Here is a 17162-nt window from a genome sequence, read left to right on the forward strand (position 1 = left end):
GGTGGTGGTCGATACGGTCCGGCGGTGACCGTGACCACCGATGCCCCGCCGACCATGCCCACCTCCGCCGACGAGGCCCGACTGTGGGCGCTCATCGAGTCGGCGTGGGCCGAGCTGGGCCCCGAGCCCCTGGCGCTGCGGCGGGCCCTCGTCGAGCGCGACCCCGCCGACGATGACGGCCCGTCCTACGCGATCGGCGACTGGCTGGACCGGTTCCTGGACCGGCTCGGTCACCTGAGTGCCGAGCTGACCGGGCCGGAGTTGACGGACCTCGACCGGGTGGTGGAGCGCAAGCTGCACGACATCGATCGGGAGGACGTCCACGAGGTGACCGACGGGTCAGACGACGGCTTCCTCTACTGCCGGGGCTTCATCGTCGCGCTCGGCCGGGGGTTCTACGAGGCGGTTCGCGCCGATCCCGCCATGGCCCTGCCGGACGCCGAGTGCGAGAGCTTGTGTTACTTCTTCGCCCATCTGCACAACGACCGGTTCGGTTCATGGCCGGAGACCGGCTCCGGCATCTCCCGGGAGTCGTTCGGCAACCCCGCCGGTTGGTCGGCCTGACCGAGCGGCGTGTCGACCATCATCTGGCACGACCCGGGTCGAGGTTGATCAGCCGACGGTAGGGATTTCCCCACCACAAGATCATGGGTCGCCGTGTGTTTCGGCAAGGCCATCTCGATCAGGCTTTCCACCATGCGAAACAGTGGTACGACCTCCGCGGGCCGTAAGCCGGTCGTCGAGGTGATCGACGTGACGAAGACCTATCCCGGTGGCGGTGGTGTCCGGGCGTTGGATGGCGTGTCGGTCGCCTTCGAGGCCGGTTCGTTCTGCGCGGTGATGGGCCCGTCGGGCTCGGGCAAATCCACACTCCTGCACTGCGCGGCGGGCCTGGACCGACCGGACAGCGGCCGCGTGCTCCTCACCGGTCAGGACATCGGCGGGTTCCGTGAGCCGCAGCTCACCCAGGCGCGGCGGCGGGTCGGGTTCGTCTTCCAGTCGTACAACCTGCTGGACGCTCTGTCGGTCTGGCACAACATCCTGCTGCCGCAGCGGCTGGCCGGGACGCGACCGGACCGGGACTGGGCGCGGGAGGTGATACGCCGCGTCGGGCTCACCGGGCGGGAGAACGACCGGCCCGGCCAACTGTCCGGCGGTCAGCGGCAGCGGGTCGCGCTCGGCCGTGCCCTGGCCAGTCGGCCGGAGGTCATCTTCGCCGACGAGCCGACCGGGGCGCTGGACCTGTCGACCGGCCGTGAGGTGCTCGGACTGCTGCGCGAGGCGGTGGACACCACGAGCACGACGATCGTCATGGTGACCCACGACCCGGCCGCCGCAGCGTGGGCCGACCGCGCGGTGTTCCTTGCGGACGGTCGGATCGTCACGGAACTCGCCGACCCGACCGCCGAGAAGGTCGCGGCGCAGATGATGGCGGTGACCGTCCGATGATCCGGCTCGCACTCGGTAGCCTTCGTCAGCACCGCGGCGCGTACGCCGGCACGTTCTTCGCCGCGATGCTGGCCGTGGCCCTGCTCGCTGGCGGCGGTCTGCTGCTCGCCTCCGTGCTCACCGCAAAGCCGCCGGCAGATCGGTTCGCGGCGGCGGCGGTCGTCGTGTCGGGCGACCGCGACGTGACCCTTGAGAAGGTCACCACGAAGGAGAAGAAGGACAAGGTCAAGGTCAAGCGCAAGGTCAAGTCGGAGCGGCTCACCGGCGCCGGCTCACTGCCAGCGGACCTCGCCGGCCGGTTGGACGACCTTCCGGGCGTCGCGACCGCGATCGCGGACGTCGCCTTCCCGGTGCAGGTGCGTACGCCGCACGGACGTCCGCTGCGCGGCGCCGACGACGCTCCGGTGATCGGACACGGGTGGGCATCGGCGCCGCTGACGCCGTACTCGCTGCGCACCGGCGAGGCACCCGGCCCCGGCCAGATCGTCATCGACGCCGACCTTGCCGGCCGCTCGGCGACCACAGTGGGTGGACGTCTCATCGTCACCACGAAGACCGGCGTCCGCGACATGACCGTGTCCGGCGTGGCCGCGCCGGCCGGGCGGGACGGGCTGCCCGCTCAGGGTGCGCTGTTCGTCGCCGACGACGAGGTGGCGTCGGTGTCGGGGCTGCCCGGCCCTACCGCAGTGGCCGTCCTGGCCAGCCCTGGCACCGACCCGGTCGCGCTCCGTCATGCCGTCGAGGGGGTCGCCGGGAAAGCGCCCGTGCTGACCGGTGCGGACCGGGTCCACGCCGATCTGCCCGGCGCCCTGCCGGACTACATCGGTCCCATCTCGATGTTCGGCTTCGTCATCGGCATCACCGCCTTCTCGGCCGTCTTCGTCCTCACGGGCACGGTCACGCTCGGCGTACGTCAGCGCCTGCGCGAGTTGGCTCTGCTGCGCACCTGCGGCGCGACCCCCGGTCAGTTGCGCCGTCTCCTCGGCGTGGAAAGCGTCCTGCTCGCCGGGATCGCCGCACTGCCGGGTGCGCCGTTGGGCGTGGTGTTCGCCCACCTGGTGGCCGCCCGGTTCCGGGACCTGGGGGCGGTGCCAGCTCAGTTCACCGTGCGGACCAACGTGATCGTCCTCGTCGCCGCCACGGTGGCGGGAATGCTGGTGACCTTCGTCGGTGCCCGGATCGCCGCCCGCCGAGCGGTGCGGATCGCGCCGACGCAGGCACTCGCCGAAACCGCAAACGCGCCGACCGGCGGCCTCGCGCCGCGGGCCGCCCTCGCGGCGGTGACCACTGCTGGCGCGATCGCCCTGCTCGTCTTCGTTCCGCTCGACGGGCCACTCGGAATGGGCATGAGCTTCGTGTCGTCCGCCCTGCTGCTGTGCGCGGTCGCAGCCCTCGGTCCGCTGCTGATCCGGGTGTTGACGGCGCCGCTGTCCCGCCTCGTCGGTGCCGGCGGCGCGACCGGCTGGCTGGCCGGCCTGGTCACCCGAGCCGAGCCGCGACGGGTCGCGGCGGTCGCCGTCCTGCTCGTGCTCATGTTCGCGATCAACGCCACCATGCTGCTCAACAGCGCTCTGCTGGAGGAGCTGACCGCGCGGGAGCAGGTGGACCGGACGGCATCCGCGACGGCGCAGGTCACCGCGGCGGGCGGGCTTCCGCTCAGCACCGTCGAACGGCTCGTCGCTCTCGACGGCGTGACCGGGGCGGCGGCGACGCTGCCGACCCGGGCCATCGTGGAGCAGGGCGGCAAGCCCGAGGACTACGTGACGCAGGGTCTGCTGGTGGCCGGCACCGAGACGGCCCTCGACCTCGACCTGCGCGCCGGAACGCTGCCGGGCACGGGCGCGTTCGCCGCCAGCGAGTACATCACCGGTCAGTACGGCTGGCGGGTGGGCGACGAGGTGCGGATCTGGCTCGCCGACGGTCACCAGGTCAACCTGCGCCTCGCCGGGGTGTACGCCCGAGCCCGTGGCTTCGGTGACCTGGCGCTGCCCGCGAGCCTGGTGGCGGCGCACGACCCGCGTGGGCTGGTCAGCACGGTCGGGCTGCGCTATCGCGGCGACGTACCGGATCGGGTCGCCGCCTCGTGGCCCGAGCTGCGGCTGACTCCCACGCTCGGCGCGGCACCGGCCGGGGACGCGCAGAACCAGCAGGGCGCCTGGGAACTCATGGTGGTCATCTCCCTCGGCTTCACGGCGATCGCTGTCGTCAACACCTTCGCCATCGCCACCGCGGCGCGCCGACGCGAGTTCGCCGACCTGCGGCTGGCCGGGGCGACGACCGGGCAGCTCCACCGGCTTGCCGGACGCGAGGCGATGATCACGGTCAGTGCCGGGCTGACGCTCGGCATCGTGGTCACCGCGATCGTGGTCGGGGCGTTCAGCACTGCCCAGGACGGCACGTTACGGGTGTTCGTCGACGCCGGCACGTACGCGGGAATGCTCGGTGCTGTCGCGGTACTCGGATTGGTCGCGGGTGCCGTACCGGCCCGGGTCCTGCTGCGGCGGCGCAGCCTGCCGGCCCTGAGCGATGGACGCTGACCGTCGTCCCGACCGGATCGCCGCTCGGACCCGCCTCCCGGATCGTCGGGGATCGGGGCCGGTCGGCGGTCGTCGGCCCGGTCCGTGCCGGCACATCGCGGGTACGATCGCCGCGATGATCCGCACAACGGTGTCGGCGCTGGCGTACCTGGCCAGCAGCCTCGTCGCCGGTGTCGTCGGCCTCAGTTGGGCCGTGGTGTCCACCCTCGGCGTCAGTCTGCTGGCGATCACGCAGCTCGGTGGGCCGGCGTTCCTTGGTGCCGCCTGGGTGACCCGGCGCCTCGCGGACCTGGAGCGGCAGCGGGCTCGTTGGATACTCGGCGCCGCAATCGCCGTGCCGTACCTGTCGATCGAGGGTGGCACCGTCCGGCAGCGGGTCAGTCGGGTCGCGGTGCAGCCGGCCACCTGGCGTGACCTGGCGTGGCTGGTCGCATTGTTCCCGCTGGGCCTGGCCGGCGGAATCGCCGCCATCGTGGTCACCGTCGTCGACCTCGCCGCCGTCGTGGCGCCGCTGTGGGCGTGGGCGGTGCCGAACCCGCACGCGCCGTTCCCGATGCGTCCGCTCATGACGACCGTGCCGGGTCGGTTCGGCCTGACCGTCCTCGGCGTGCTGCTGCTCCCGGTCACCGCATGGTTCCTGCGAACCGCCGGACTGGCCCAGGCCCGGGTGGCCCGGGCTCTCCTGGCTCCCGGCGCGCACCGGCACCTCGTCGACGAGGCCGCCCGCCTCGCGCAGACGCGCCGCCGGGTCGTCGATGCGCAGGCCGCGGAGCTGCGCCGGATCGAGCGGGACCTGCACGACGGCGCCCAGGCCCGGATCGTGGCCGCCGGTATGACGCTGGCGCTGGCCGCCCGCAAGCTGCGGATCGGTGCGGCCGCCGAGTCCGATGTCGACCTGGCCCGCCGGCAGCTCGACGATGCCCTCACCGAGCTCCGCCGGCTGGTACGCGGCATCCACCCGCCGATCCTCACCGATCGAGGGCTGCACGCTGCTGTCGCCGCCCTGGCCGGCGACAGTCCGCTGGCCGTCGAGATCCGGGGCGATCCGAACGACCGTTACCCGGCGGCGGTCGAGTCGGCGGCCTACTTTGTCATCGCCGAGGGTCTTGCCAACGCGGGCAAGCACGCCGACGCCCGCACCTGCGTCGTCACCCTCTCCCGGACCACCGGCACGGTCACCGTCACGCTCACCGACGACGGGCAGGGCGGCGCCGACCCGTCCGGTTCCGGGCTCGACGGTCTGCGCCGTCGTGTCGAGGCGCTCGACGGCCAGCTCTTCATCACCAGTCCACCCGGCGGTCCCACCGTCCTGTCCGCGGAGCTGCCCCACTGATGCGCATCGTGATCGCCGAGGACCTGTTGCTGCTCCGGGACGGCATGGTGCGGCTGCTGACCGACACCGGCCACACCGTCGTCGCCGCCGTCGACACCGCACCCGCCCTGCTGGCGGCCGTTGCCGAGCACCGACCCGACCTGTCCATCATCGACGTTCGCCTGCCACCCGGCTTCCGCGATGAGGGACTCCGCGCCGCGCTGACGCTTCGGGCCACCGCCCCCGACACCAAGGTGCTCATCGTCTCTCAGTACGTCGAGCGGGCCTACGCCGTGGAACTGCTCGCCGACGGTCGGGGTGGTGTCGGTTACCTCCTCAAGGACCGCGTGATCGCCCTCGATGATTTCCTCGACGCCGTGGAGCGGGTCGCCAAGGGTGGGACCGCCCTGGACCCGGAGGTGGTTCGGCAGCTCTTCACCCGCAACAGCCACAACCACGGGGTCGACGGGCTCACCGCCCGGGAAGGGGAGGTGCTCGGCCTCATGGCGCAGGGCCTGTCAAACGCGGCCATCTGCGCGGCGCTCGTCCTTGCGCCGGTGTCGGTGGAGAAGCACATCACCAACATCTTCGCCAAGCTCGACCTGCCACCGGCCGAGGACGCCAACCGGCGGGTGCGTGCGGTCCTCGCCTACCTCAACCACTGACCACAGCCTGCTGCACGTCCCTTCCCCTGGGAGCCGTCCGGCAATCCGACGCCGGGCGGGCCAGCGCGATCAGACGTAGATCTTGGTGGCGTACTCCGGGCCGTAGTGCCGTTCCAGGTCTTCGAGGCTTTCCACCGGCGCCTCGACCTCCTTGATCAAGCGTGCTCGCGACGGCAGCGCGTCGGGCTGCCAGGTCTCCGGCTTCCACAGCGCGGACCGTAGGAACGCCTTCGCGCAGTGGTAGAAGATCTGCTCGATCTCCACCACGACGGCGAGCACCGGGCGGTGCCCCTTGACCACCATGTCGTCGAACCAGGGCGCGTCGCTCACCAGGCGGGCGCGCCCGTTGATCCGCAGGGTGTCGGTCCGCCCCGGGATGAGGAAGAGCAGCCCAACGTGCGGGTTGTCGAGGATGTTGCGGTAGCCGTCGGCCCGCTTGTTGCCCGGCCGTTCGGGCAACGCGACGGTCGTGTCGTCCAGCACCAGGGCGAACCCGGCCGGGTCGCCCTTGGGGGAGACGTCGCAACTGCCGTCCGCGCCGGCCGTGGCCACCAAGCAGAACGGCGAGGCGGCGAGCCATTCGCGGTCCCGCTCGTGCAGGCGGTTGCGTTCCTTGTTGGCGGCCCGCGCGGTCGGCACACCGAGCAGCTCGCGTAACTCCTCGTGCGAAGTGATCTCCACCGTCACGTTGATCCTCCCTCAGGCGTTGACCCGTTGGCGGGCACCACCATTTGTCAGCCTAGGCCGCCGTGACCAGCGCGAGGTTTGTGCCCGGTTGCCGGGGGTACGGCCTCATCCGACGCGCCCGTCGCAACGAGACCGTTCGCAGGACGCCGACCAGTGGAGGCCGGGAGATGGAGAGCCGACTCAAGGTGCTGGGGCACCCAGTCCACCCGATGCTGGTCATGTTCCCGGTCGCGCTGCTGGCCACGGCGGTGCTGTTCGACGTGGTGGACACCGTCGGCGGGCCGGACCTGCTCGGCGAGGTCGCGTACTGGAACATCACTGTCGGCCTGATCGGCGGCCTGCTGGCCGCGGTGGCCGGCTCGTTCGACCTGCTGGCGATCCCGACGGGCACCCGCGCCAAGCGGGTGGGCCTGCTGCACGCCGGGGCCAACCTCGCGGTGATCCTGCTCTTCGCCGCGATCTGGGTGGTCCGGCTCAACGCCGACTCCCGCGCCGCTGGCGGCGCGTTGCTCGTCGTCGAGATTGTCGCGTTGGCGATCCTCGGCATCAGCGCCTGGCTCGGCGGCGAGCTGGTCGACCGGCTCGGTGTGGGCGTCGACCGCGAGGCCGGCCTCGACGCGCCCAGCTCCCTACGGCCGCCGGCGGCCGCTCAGCGGATCGGAGATGTGTGATGAGTGAGCAGCAGTCCGGGGGCTTCGGCCGGGGTTGGCGGGGTGGCCGGCAGCAGGGCTGGGACCCGATGGGTGAGCTTCAGTCGCTGCGCGCCGAGCTGAGTCGCCTGGTCGGCGGCCGGGCCGGCGCGTCCGACGTCGAGTTGACGGAGACCGCCGACGGCTGGGAGGTCGTCGTCCGGCTGCCCGGTGTGGCACCGGAGGAGGTGGCGGTCGAGTTGGACGACCTCGAGTTGTGCGTGCGCGCCCGCTCCGAGGCGGAGGTCAACGCCGACCAGGGCATCCCCGGCGGTTTCGAGACCCGGGGCTTCGAATACCGCATCAACCTGCCGTCGCGGGTCGACCCGGATGCCATCGACGCGGTCATGGACCATGGCCTGCTCCGGGTCCGCCTGCCCCGGGCGACCCGGCCCGCGCCGCGCACCATCACCGTCGGTCGCACCGGGCCGCGCTCCGGCGACTTTTCCACTGGTACGCCGATGCCGGCCGATCCCGCAGCGGACCGGGAGTTGCACCGCCCGGACACCGAGATCGACCGGCCGTAGCGGCCTGCGTGGTCACCCCGGCTCTGCTCGGCCCGACCGCCGAGCGCCTTCCCGACGTGCGGCGGATCGCCGTGCTGCGCGCCAACGCACTTGGCGACTTCGTGTTCGCGTTGCCGGCGCTGGAGGCGTTGCGTGCCGCGTACCCGTCGGCGGAGATCGTGCTGCTCGGCGCGCCGTGGCACGCGAAGCTCTGGCGCGACCGGCCCGGCCCGGTGGACCGCGTGCTGGTCGTGCCGCCGGCACCCGGCATCCGTGCGCCCGACCCGGGCGAGGCGGAGTCGTCGCTGGACGACTTCCTGGTCGCTGCGACGGGTGAGGGTTTCGACCTGGCGGTGCAGATCCACGGTGGTGGCGCGAACTCCAACCCGATGATGGGTCGCCTCGGCGCCCGGCTGACGGTCGGCCTGCGGGCGGACGACGCGCCGCCGCTGGACCGGTGGCTGCGTTACGTCTACTACCAGCACGAGGTGATCCGCTACCTGGAGGTGGTGGCGCTGGTGGGAGCACCGGCGACCACCATCGTGCCGACGTTGGCGGTGACCGACGCCGACCGGGCCGAGGCGGCCCAGGTGCTCGGCCCGAAGAGCCGACCCCGGGTGGCGCTGCACCCGGGGGCCAGCGACACCCGCCGACGCTGGCCCGCCGAACGCTTCGCCGAGGTGGCCCGTGAGCTGCACGGCGACGGCTACGAGGTGCTGGTCACCGGCACACCCTCCGAGCAGGAGGTGGTGGACAGCGTCGTCGCCGCGGCCGGTGTGCCGGTGCGGCCGCAGGTGGGCACGCTCAGCCTCGGCGGGCTGCTGGGTTGCTACGCCGACTGCGCGCTGGTCGTCTCCAACGACACCGGCCCGCTGCACGTGGCCGCCGCGGTGGGCGCGCCCACGGTGGGCATCTTCTGGGTCGGCAACCTGATCAACACGGCGAATCCGTTGCGCGGCCGGCACCGGCCGATCTGCTCCTGGATGGTGCACTGCCCGGTCTGTGGGCTGGACTGCACACCGGGCATCTACCCGCACCGGCCCGGCGACGGCGAGTGCCCGCACCAGGATTCCTTCGTGGCGGACGTCCCGGTGATCGAGGTGCTGGAAGCCGCCCGGGAGCTGCTCAACCCGTAGTTTCAGGCCGGCTGCGGGCTGTCCTCGTCGGCCAGGACGACCTCCCACGCCTCCACGTCCCGGTCGGTGACAGTGGTGGGGGACTCCAGGTGGTACGCGCCGCTGGGCAGGATGCCCGCCCCGCCGTACCGGGCCAGCACCGAGAGCTGCGCGGCCACGTCCTCACCCTGGTGCTTCTCCTGCACCCGACGCCAGAAGTCGAACCCACCGGCGTCGACGAGCTTGGCCCTGTCGTAGAGCACGCACCCGCCGATCCAGGAGACCTTGTACGCCCGCCACGCCCCCGGCGGCAGCGCCAGGTGCTGGGTGATGTGCAGCAGGTTGGCCGCCGAGTGGATCCGGGCGCGGTTCCACTCCGGGGTGTCCGGGCGGATCCGCTCCGGCGTCGGGGGGCCGATCCACTCCTCGTAGTGCCCGTGCGACTCCGGCCGCACGTCGTCGGCGTACGAGAGCCCGTGCACGCCGTTGCCCACGAACCCGCAGCCCAGCTCGCCGATCGCCGTCACCAGCCGGTGCACCGCCCCCGGTTCCAACCAGATGTCGTCGTCGAGGCTGAGGACGTAACGGGCGGCCGAGGCGGCGAGCAGATACGCCCGGTGTTCGGCTAACCCCCGTCGGGGCAGCCGACGGGTCAGCAGCACCGGGTGACCCCGGTGACGCAGCGCCCGGGCCATGGTGGCGGCGGCGGGATGCGCGTACGCCGGATCTCCGTCGGACTGGTCGCTGACCACCACCCCGAAACCGGGTACGCCGTCCTGGGCGGCGAGCCCGCCCAGGGTGACCGCCAGCTCGGCGGGCCGGTTCCGGGTCGGAATCAGCACGTCGAGCAGCCGGTCGGCGCGGAACTCCTCCGGCGTGCCGAGGACGAGAGGGCGGTTCACGACGCCTGGGTGCGGGTGCTCAGCGACGGGTCGGGTTCCCGGTCGACGGGGTGCGCCGACGGGTCCTGGCTGTGTGACCGGATCCGCTCGATGATCGCGGAGGTGGACCGGTCCGGCACGTACCCCAGGGTGCGCACCTGGCCGCCCAGCCGGCGCACCAGCGGTGCCTCCGGCACCAGTTCCGGTGGGTAGTCCCCGCCCTTGACGTACACGTCCGGCCGGACCGCCTCGATCAGCGTGGCGGGCGAGTCCTCCTCGAAGACCACGACGTGGTCCACGCAGGCGAGCGCGGCGAGCAGGGCAGCCCGGTCCTCGACCGGGTTCACCGGACGGTCGGCGCCCTTCAGCCGGCGTACGCTGCCGTCCGAGTTGACCGCCACGATGAGCAGGTCGCCCAGCGCGCGGGCCTGCTCCAGGTAGCGCACGTGCCCTCGGTGCAGCACGTCGAAGCAACCGTTGGTGAACACCACCGACCGTCCCGCCTCGCGGTACTCGGCGACGATCGCGTCCAACTCGTCGGTGTCGACGAGCGCGGCATGGCCCGTGGTCTCGGTCGGCTGGTCGAGCGCGGTGAGCAGGTCCTCCCGCCTGCACACGCAGGTGCCGGTGTCGGAGACGGTGATGGTGGCCGCCAACTGGGCGAGCTGGGCGGCGGTGGGCAGCGGCGCGTCGGCGGCCAGGGCCAACGTCATCGCCGCCAGGTAGGCGTCGCCGGCGCCCACGGCGTGGCTCGCCGGGACCGGCGTGCTGTGGCTGCGTCGTGGCGCCCCGTCGGCGCCACCGACCACCGCGCCCTCGGTGTCCAGGGTCACCGCGACCACGTCGGCACCGGTGTGTGCGCGCAATTCGGCCAGCCGCGACTCGGCCAGGACGGCCCGGTCGACGCCCTCCCCGGCCTGGGTGTTCACCGTGACGCCGGTGCCGGTGACGCTGAGCCCGTCGCCGGTGAGGGCCACCCGACCCTCACCTGGGACGGGCTCACCGACCGGCCCGGGGCGATCGGACGGCGACGGCTCCGGGGTCGGGTCGGCGGGGCTGTCGTCGGCGCGTACCCCACCGGGTGCGGCGCCGACACTCAGTTCGGACGGTCCGTCGGCCGGGTCGCCGTCGGGGTGTTCCAGGTGCAGTTCGGTCCCCGTGGTCGTCCGGCTGGTGCCGCCGGCCCGGGCCAGAAGCCGGGTCGCCTCGGCGAAGCTGGGGGTGACGACGGTCGGCGCGAGCCCCCGCCAGTCGGCGAGGTCGTGGGCGTCCAGTGCGACAGTGGCGTACCGCTCGCGTTGCTCGACCAGCCACGCGCGGACCTGCGCGGGCAGCGCACCCAGGCCGTAGTCGCAGACCACCAGGGTCGGCGCCTCCCCACCGGCGGCGGCGCGCAGCTCCTCGGTGGCGCAGCTCAGGGCGGTGAGCAGCCGGGTCACGCCCTCCGGGTCGAGTGCGTCGTCCGGGTCGCCGGAGTCCTCGCGCAGCAGGATCTGGTTGCCGGCGAGCATTCGCCGCTTTACCGGGGTGGGCCGTCCCGGCTGGTTGACCGTCCGGTCCCAGACGCCCGCGCGGTCCAGGCAGTCGTGCAGTTCGTCGCCGGCCACGTCGGCGCCGACCGGTGCCACCAGCACCGCCCGGCCACCCAGGGCGGCGACGTTGACCGCGGTGTTCGCGGCGCCACCGGCGGCGGAGATCCGCCTGCGCAGGGTGAGGACCGGAGCTGGTGCCTCTCGGCAGAGCCGGTCGGAGTCGGCGAAGCGCCACTCGTCCAACATGGCGTCACCGACGATCAGGACTGGGCGCCCGAGCCAGCTCTCCACGACGGTGGCGAGCCGGCGCTGCTCCGCTGCTGCTCCTGCCATGCCTCCCGGGGTCCCCACCGCCCTCCGGGCCAAACCTGACCCGCGCCTGAGCTGCGGTCATGTCACCACCGTGCCCTTACCGCCCGGCTGGGCCGTTTCGGACGTCCGGAGGCGGGAAGGGAATTGAGGTAACCCCGGAAAGGAGATGTACCGAGATGGCAGCGCAACTGCAGGGCAAGCGGATCGCCTTCCTGGCCGCCGACGGCGTCGAGGAGGTCGAGTACGTCCAGCCGCGCGAGGCGGTCGAGAACGCCGGCGCGACGGTCGAGTTGGTCTCGCTCAAGCCCGGCTCCATCCAGTCCTTCAACCATCTGGACCAGTCGAAGACGTACGACGTGGACGTGACCGCGGACAAGGCGGACGCCGCCGGCTACGACGCTCTGGTGCTGCCCGGTGGGGTGGCGAACCCGGACTTCCTGCGTGGCGACCCGGACGCGGTGCGGTTCGTGAAGGCGTTCTTCGACGCCGGCAAGCCGGTCGGGGTGATCTGCCACGGCCCGTGGACGCTGATCGAGGCGGACGTGGTGCGGGGCCGACGGATCACCTCCTGGCCCACCCTGCGTACCGACCTGACCAACGCCGGCGCGACCTGGGTCGACGAGGAGTGCGTAACCGACGGCAACCTCACCAGCAGCAGAAAGCCCGACGACCTCCCGGCCTTCTGCCAGAAGATCACCGAAGTCTTCGCCGCCTGACGACCCCACCCACCCACCCACCCACCCCACCCCACCCCAACTCCGTCCCGTCCGCGTTGATCATGAAGTTAGCGTCCTCCGACTCGGCGTGTCGTGGCGATAACTTCATGATCAACGCGCTCTGGGCGGGGTCCTGGTGGGGTGGGTTTTTTGTGGTTGGGCGCATGTTCCGCGCTGTCCGGGATAGAAGGCCACATGACCACCGAAGCCTCCGGCGCGCCGGTGCTGAATCGTCAGCAGATTCGGCTGCTCATGTTCGGTCTGATGACCGGCATGCTGTTGGCCGCGCTCGACCAGACCATCGTGGGTACGGCCCTGCCGACCATCGTCGGCGAGCTGGGCGGGATCAACCACTACTCGTGGGTGGTCACCGCGTACCTGCTCGCCTCGACCGCGTCCACACCGCTGTACGGCAAGATGGCCGACCTGTACGGGCGTAGACCGGTCTTCCTCTTCTCGATCGGCACGTTCCTGGTCGGGTCACTGCTGGCCGGGCTGTCCCAGAACATGACCCAGCTGATCGTCACCCGGGGCATCCAGGGCCTCGGAGCCGGTGGTCTGCTGACCCTCGCGTTCACCATCATCTCGGACGTGGTGTCACCCCGGGAGCGTGGTCGCTACCAGGGTCTGTTCGGCGCCGTCTTCGGGATCTCGTCGGTGGCGGGGCCGCTGGTCGGTGGTTACTTCGCGGAGACCGACTGGCGGTGGATCTTCTACATCAATGTGCCCTTGGCGATCCTGGCCATCGTGGTCTGTTACCACGTGATGCGGTTGATCCCCTTCGAACGCCGGGACCACTCGATCGACTGGCTCGGCGCCGGCCTGCTGGTCGCCGGGGTGAGTTCGCTGCTGCTCGCGCTGAGTTGGGGCGGCAACGAGTACGCCTGGGGCTCCGGCGTGATCATCGGGCTCTTCGTCGTCGGTGCGGTGCTGGGGGTGCTCTTCGTCCTCCAGGAGGCCCGGGTCGCCGAGCCGATCCTGCCGCTGCGGCTGTTCCGGAGCGCCACCTTCGCGCTGGCCAACTCGGCGCTGCTCATCATCGGTCTGGTGATGTTCGGTTCGATCATCTTCATCCCGCTGTACCTGCAGATCGTCAAGGGCGCCTCGCCGACCCGCAGCGGTCTGCTGATGCTGCCGATGATGGCCGGCATCATCATCACCTCGATCCTGACCGGCCGGGCGATGACCCGGATCGGCCGGTACAAGTGGTTCCCGGTGGCCGGCTCGGTGACCCTGCTGGTCGGCATGTTCCTGTTCACCCAGCTGGAGGTGGCCACCTCCCTCTGGGTGGCGTTCGGGTTCATGGTGGTGATCGGCGTCGGGCTGGGTCTGTGTATGCAGTCGCTGATCCTGGCGGTGCAGAACGCGGTCTCCGTACGCGACCTGGGGGCCGGCACCTCCTCGGCGACCTTCTTCCGGTCTCTGGGCGGTTCGTTCGGGGTGGCGATCCTCGGCACGGTGCTGTCGTCCCGGCTGGCCAGCGGGCTCTCCGACCAGCTGCCCGGTGCCATCGCGCAGCTCCCGCCGCAGGAGCAGGCCGCGGTGGCGGCGAGTGGCGGCACCAACATCTCGATCAACGACCCGGCGACCATCCTGGCCCTGCCGGGTCCGGTCCGCGCGGCCATCCAGGGTGCCTTCGTCGACGCGCTGGACATGGTCTTCCTGACCGCCGGTCTGATCGCCATCGTGGCGGTGGTGGTCACCCTGACGCTGCCCAACACGCAACTGCGGGGCGCCGGCCCGCAGGGCGCGACCGGCGGCGCGGACCCGCTCGGCGGTGAGGCCCCGGCACCGGGCGGCAAGCCGCTGACCCGCGAGTCCAAGGAAGAGGCCGCCGCCGACATGGAGGCCAAGTCCCAGACGATGATCTGAGCGCGTCCGCCGACCGCCCCGGACCCGTCCGGGGCGGTCGGCGTCACCCGGCGACGAGGCGCAGCGGCTGCGGTTGTTGACTGTTGAGGCGGTCGAGCGCGTCGGAGGTTGCCGTATCGGCGGGCAGGTGCACGATCAGACGCTGGTCGTCGTCCGCCGGAAGTTCGAGGGTCTCGTACGCGAGCCGGAGCATGCCAGCCTCGGGATGGGCCAGACGGAAGACGCCGCTGGCCGTCGGCAGGCTGGGAACCGTGTCGACGCGCCGGGTGAACGCGTCGCCTGCGGTGATGGTCAACTCGTCCGCCAGGGCGGCCATCGGTGGATATGCCCGGAACGGGCCTTGCTTGAGGGCAGCTACCTGCTCGTCGGCCATGTGGTCCCAGTCGGGGTAGGTGCCGCGTGCCCGGGCGTCGGTGAGGACGAACCGCGCGAGGTTGGGCTGAGCCCCGTCCAGCAGCCCGATCGGTCTGACCAGCCGTTCGTAACCGGCGGTGTGGGCGAGGATGTCGCTGAGCTGGTTGAGCAGCACCGCTGCCGTGGGATCGAGGCGGTCGAGCAGCGCCTGAACGGTCGGACGCACCTCGTCTGTCGGGCCGATGTGGCCCCGGCAGTTGAAGCCGGGATCGGCTGCTTTGGTGAGGCGGTGCAGGTGGACGCGTTCGGTGCGGGTCAGTCGGAGTGCGTTGGCGAGCGCGGCGAGCACCTGCGGAGACGGTCGACGGTCGCGGCCCTGTTCGAGTCTCGTGACGTACTCCACGCTGACATCGGCGAGGGCCGCCACCTCGGAGCGGCGTAGCCCGGCCGCGCGACGGCGCGGCCCGGTGGGCAGACCCACCTCGGCAGGAGTCACCGCTTCACGGCGGATGCGCAGGAACAGCCCAAGCTCGTTGTCGCTCACCGTCCGAACGTAACAATGTCGACCGATCGGATGGTGTCCCTGCCACTACCAGCCTCAGTCCGGCCTCCCCGAACTCCGGCCAGCTCACGACCGTTGAGCACGGCGCTCGGCAGCAGGTCGAGCGGAGATCTCTGGCCGGTAGGAGCTGAATCATGAGTCGTACGGTTGCGGTCGTCGGCGGCGGTTACGGGGGTACGGCGGTCGCCAAGGCCCTGGAGTCGCAGGCCGACGTCGTCCTCATCGATCCTCGGGACGCATTCGTCAACGTCGCCGGATCGCTGCGGGCGCTGACCCGGCCCGACTGGGCCGGCAACATGTTCTTCCCGTTCGACACGGTGCTGACGAGAGGCACGGTGATCCGGGATCGTGCGGTCTCGGTGGATCCTGGCGGCGTCACCCTGGCCTCCGGTCAGCGTGTCGCGGCGGACTATCTGGTTCTGGCCACCGGATCCAGTTACGCCTACCCGGCCCGACTCGACGCCGACTCCATGGAAGGGGCGCTCGACGACCTGCGTCAGACCAACAAGGAGCTGGCAAGCGCCGAGCGGGTACTCATCCTCGGTGCCGGGCCGGTCGGCCTGGAGTTGGCCGGTGAGATCAAGGATGTCTGGCCGGACAAGCGGGTGACCATCGTCGATCCAGCCGAGCAACTGCTGCCCGCCTTCAGAGCGGAGATGCGTGATGACCTGCACCGCCAGCTCGACGAGCTGGGCATCCGGGTGCGGCTGGGCACCCGCTTGGCTGCGCCGTTGACGACCGGGGCCAATCGGGCCGCGACCTTCACGGCCACCACCACCGACGGCGACGAGATCACTGCGGACATCTGGTTCCGCGCCTTCGGCCTGCGCGTCAACAGCGACTACCTCGCCGACGGCCGCCTGACGAAGCCCACCCAGGAGGGGCAGGTGTCCGTCACCGAAACTCTCAACATCCGCAGGCCCGACGACGTCCTCGGCCACGTCTACGCGATCGGCGACCTCACTGATGTCGCCGAGGACAAGATGGCGGCGTACGCCTTGCAGCACGCTGAGGTCGTGGCGCAGAACATCAGCGCCCAGCTGCGCGGCGAGCAGCCCACCGCCACCTACCAACCGATGCCCCACCCGATGATCCTGGTGCCGCTCGGGTTGCGGCACGGTGTCGGCCAGATGCCCACGCCCGACGGTCCGGCCGTCGTTGCAGCCGCGACGGTATCCGAGTACAAGGGTGCCGACCTGTTCACCGGCCGCTTCACTGAACAGTTCGGCCCGAACGCGGCCTGAAGGTCAGGGAAGTCGGGGTGTCCGAGTGGCTGGGATGCCCCGACTTCCGTGATCCGGAGTCGATCAGGCGTTGTCGGGGCGGCGGTAGACGCCGTACCACCAGGTCGCGGCCAACTCTCTCGCAGCCGACGCGTCGGTGTCGGGGTCGGCCGAGGTGGCGCTGACGTGATCGGCGAGGAAGCGGTCGCCGCCGATCACGATCAGCCGGCTCGCGGTCACCGGGTCGATGCCCGCGGGGGTGCGCCCGGCCTGCTGTTCGGCGCGGAGCACCTGCACGGTGCGCGCCACGAACTGTTCCAGGCCTGCCGCCCAGTACTCCCGGACCACCTCGTCGTACGCGGCGACCTCGCTGACCGCCGCCAGCACCGGGGCGTACGTCCGGTATATCCGGATCACGTCGGCGAAGATCTCGGTCAGCGCCGCGAGCGGATCGCCCGGCCCGGCGGGGTTCCACTCGCCGGTGCGGCCGAAGGAGCTCTCCCGCATGGTGCCGGCGAGACGCATGAGCAGTTCGCTCTTGTCCCGGAAGTGGGTGTAGAAGGTCGACCGCGCCACCCCGGCCTCGGTGGCGATGCGCTGCACGCCGAGGTCGGTGAAGCGGATCCCCTCCTGGAGGAGTCGCTCGGTGGCCGCCAGCACCCGCGCTTCGACGGCGGCCCGCCCATCGGGGTTGCGTGGGCGACGGCGGGTGATCGAAGGCATAGCCGGAATCCTAGGTGGGCGGGCGCG

General features: G+C 71.5%; 16 protein-coding genes. 11 read left to right on the top strand and 5 right to left on the bottom strand.

Annotation, left to right across the window (positions count from 1 at the left end; translation table 11 throughout):
• Positions 1-24 precede the first annotated feature (24 nt).
• From FBZ33_RS00815 to FBZ33_RS00835, 5 genes are all read left to right on the top strand, one after another.
• Positions 25-564, top strand: a complete 540-nt coding sequence (locus FBZ33_RS00815) for a DUF4240 domain-containing protein (protein ID WP_255508674.1) — start codon at positions 25-27, stop codon at positions 562-564.
• 132 nt (positions 565-696) lie between these two features.
• Positions 697-1449: an ABC transporter ATP-binding protein gene (locus FBZ33_RS00820; RefSeq protein WP_141907646.1), complete on the top strand. Its 753-nt coding sequence runs from the start codon at positions 697-699 to the stop codon at positions 1447-1449.
• Complete coding sequence (locus FBZ33_RS00825) at positions 1446-3986, top strand: ABC transporter permease (RefSeq protein ID WP_141907647.1); 2541 nt, start codon at positions 1446-1448, stop codon at positions 3984-3986. Before FBZ33_RS00820 ends, FBZ33_RS00825 begins: the two co-directional genes overlap by 4 nt.
• A 115-nt stretch (positions 3987-4101) precedes the next feature.
• On the top strand, positions 4102-5319 hold the full coding sequence (locus FBZ33_RS00830; RefSeq protein WP_141907648.1) for a sensor histidine kinase: 1218 nt from the start codon (positions 4102-4104) through the stop codon (positions 5317-5319).
• A complete protein-coding gene (locus tag FBZ33_RS00835) occupies positions 5319-5963 on the top strand; it encodes a response regulator transcription factor (protein ID WP_141907649.1) in 645 nt (214 codons plus the stop codon). The genes FBZ33_RS00830 and FBZ33_RS00835 overlap by 1 nt, the downstream gene beginning before the upstream one ends.
• Positions 5964-6032: 69 nt before the next feature.
• Here FBZ33_RS00835 and FBZ33_RS00840 read toward each other — a convergent pair whose 3' ends face one another.
• Positions 6033-6650 (bottom strand): pyridoxamine 5'-phosphate oxidase family protein, encoded by a 618-nt coding sequence (locus FBZ33_RS00840; protein WP_141907650.1) that lies wholly within the window; start codon positions 6648-6650, stop codon positions 6033-6035.
• 167 nt (positions 6651-6817) lie between these two features.
• Here FBZ33_RS00840 and FBZ33_RS00845 point away from each other — a divergent pair, with 167 nt between their 5' ends.
• The 3 genes from FBZ33_RS00845 to FBZ33_RS00855 are packed head-to-tail and all read left to right on the top strand — an operon-like array spanning position 6818 to position 8981.
• Complete coding sequence (locus FBZ33_RS00845) at positions 6818-7321, top strand: DUF2231 domain-containing protein (protein WP_141907651.1); 504 nt, start codon at positions 6818-6820, stop codon at positions 7319-7321.
• Entirely contained in the window at positions 7321-7866 is a 546-nt protein-coding gene (locus tag FBZ33_RS00850) for an Hsp20/alpha crystallin family protein (protein ID WP_141907652.1), read from the top strand. Before FBZ33_RS00845 ends, FBZ33_RS00850 begins: the two co-directional genes overlap by 1 nt.
• An 8-nt stretch (positions 7867-7874) precedes the next feature.
• Positions 7875-8981 (top strand): glycosyltransferase family 9 protein, encoded by a 1107-nt coding sequence (locus tag FBZ33_RS00855; RefSeq protein ID WP_141907653.1) that lies wholly within the window; start codon positions 7875-7877, stop codon positions 8979-8981.
• Between the two features lie 2 nt (positions 8982-8983).
• Here FBZ33_RS00855 and FBZ33_RS00860 read toward each other — a convergent pair whose 3' ends face one another.
• Both FBZ33_RS00860 and rfaE2 read right to left on the bottom strand, forming a co-directional pair.
• Positions 8984-9862 carry a glycosyltransferase family 2 protein gene (locus FBZ33_RS00860; protein WP_141907654.1) on the bottom strand — a complete coding sequence of 293 codons (879 nt, stop codon included), beginning with the start codon at positions 9860-9862 and terminating at the stop codon, positions 8984-8986.
• Positions 9859-11706, bottom strand: a complete 1848-nt coding sequence (rfaE2, locus tag FBZ33_RS00865; RefSeq protein ID WP_141907655.1) for a D-glycero-beta-D-manno-heptose 1-phosphate adenylyltransferase — start codon at positions 11704-11706, stop codon at positions 9859-9861. Before rfaE2 ends, FBZ33_RS00860 begins: the two co-directional genes overlap by 4 nt.
• A gap of 155 nt (positions 11707-11861) precedes the next feature.
• Between rfaE2 and FBZ33_RS00870 the strand changes: the two genes are divergently transcribed.
• Both FBZ33_RS00870 and FBZ33_RS00875 read left to right on the top strand, forming a co-directional pair.
• Complete coding sequence (locus FBZ33_RS00870) at positions 11862-12401, top strand: type 1 glutamine amidotransferase domain-containing protein (protein ID WP_088951201.1); 540 nt, start codon at positions 11862-11864, stop codon at positions 12399-12401.
• 195 nt (positions 12402-12596) lie between these two features.
• Positions 12597-14273 carry an MDR family MFS transporter gene (locus tag FBZ33_RS00875; protein WP_141907656.1) on the top strand — a complete coding sequence of 559 codons (1677 nt, stop codon included), beginning with the start codon at positions 12597-12599 and terminating at the stop codon, positions 14271-14273.
• Between the two features lie 43 nt (positions 14274-14316).
• On the opposite strand, the gene FBZ33_RS00880 is transcribed toward FBZ33_RS00875, so the two are convergent.
• The gene (locus FBZ33_RS00880; RefSeq protein ID WP_141907657.1) at positions 14317-15171 is read right to left on the bottom strand and encodes a helix-turn-helix transcriptional regulator; all 855 of its coding nucleotides are present in this window, start codon (positions 15169-15171) and stop codon (positions 14317-14319) included.
• 152 nt (positions 15172-15323) lie between these two features.
• On the opposite strand from FBZ33_RS00880, the gene FBZ33_RS00885 reads away from it, so the two are divergent.
• Positions 15324-16433, top strand: a complete 1110-nt coding sequence (locus FBZ33_RS00885) for an NAD(P)/FAD-dependent oxidoreductase (protein WP_141907658.1) — start codon at positions 15324-15326, stop codon at positions 16431-16433.
• 63 nt (positions 16434-16496) lie between these two features.
• Here FBZ33_RS00885 and FBZ33_RS33025 read toward each other — a convergent pair whose 3' ends face one another.
• Entirely contained in the window at positions 16497-17135 is a 639-nt protein-coding gene (locus FBZ33_RS33025) for a TetR/AcrR family transcriptional regulator (RefSeq protein ID WP_221629420.1), read from the bottom strand.
• Positions 17136-17162 lie beyond the last annotated feature (27 nt).

The sequence above is a fragment of the Micromonospora sp. A202 genome (assembly GCF_006715105.1).
Taxonomy (GTDB): Bacteria; Actinomycetota; Actinomycetes; order Mycobacteriales; family Micromonosporaceae; genus Micromonospora; species Micromonospora zamorensis.

What these genes read in the sequence shown, in the direction of transcription:
- FBZ33_RS33025 (WP_221629420.1), bottom strand. Translation starts at nt 17,135, where the DNA reads ATGCCTTCGATCACCCGCCGTCGCCCACGCAACCCCGATGGGCGGGCC.
- FBZ33_RS00885 (WP_141907658.1), top strand. Translation starts at nt 15,324, where the DNA reads ATGAGTCGTACGGTTGCGGTCGTCGGCGGCGGTTACGGGGGTACGGCG.
- FBZ33_RS00825 (WP_141907647.1), top strand. Translation starts at nt 1,446, where the DNA reads ATGATCCGGCTCGCACTCGGTAGCCTTCGTCAGCACCGCGGCGCGTAC.
- FBZ33_RS00820 (WP_141907646.1), top strand. Translation starts at nt 697, where the DNA reads ATGCGAAACAGTGGTACGACCTCCGCGGGCCGTAAGCCGGTCGTCGAG.
- FBZ33_RS00850 (WP_141907652.1), top strand. Translation starts at nt 7,321, where the DNA reads ATGAGTGAGCAGCAGTCCGGGGGCTTCGGCCGGGGTTGGCGGGGTGGC.
- FBZ33_RS00845 (WP_141907651.1), top strand. Translation starts at nt 6,818, where the DNA reads ATGGAGAGCCGACTCAAGGTGCTGGGGCACCCAGTCCACCCGATGCTG.
- FBZ33_RS00835 (WP_141907649.1), top strand. Translation starts at nt 5,319, where the DNA reads ATGCGCATCGTGATCGCCGAGGACCTGTTGCTGCTCCGGGACGGCATG.
- rfaE2 (WP_141907655.1), bottom strand. Translation starts at nt 11,706, where the DNA reads ATGGCAGGAGCAGCAGCGGAGCAGCGCCGGCTCGCCACCGTCGTGGAG.
- FBZ33_RS00830 (WP_141907648.1), top strand. Translation starts at nt 4,102, where the DNA reads ATGATCCGCACAACGGTGTCGGCGCTGGCGTACCTGGCCAGCAGCCTC.
- FBZ33_RS00875 (WP_141907656.1), top strand. Translation starts at nt 12,597, where the DNA reads ATGACCACCGAAGCCTCCGGCGCGCCGGTGCTGAATCGTCAGCAGATT.
- FBZ33_RS00870 (WP_088951201.1), top strand. Translation starts at nt 11,862, where the DNA reads ATGGCAGCGCAACTGCAGGGCAAGCGGATCGCCTTCCTGGCCGCCGAC.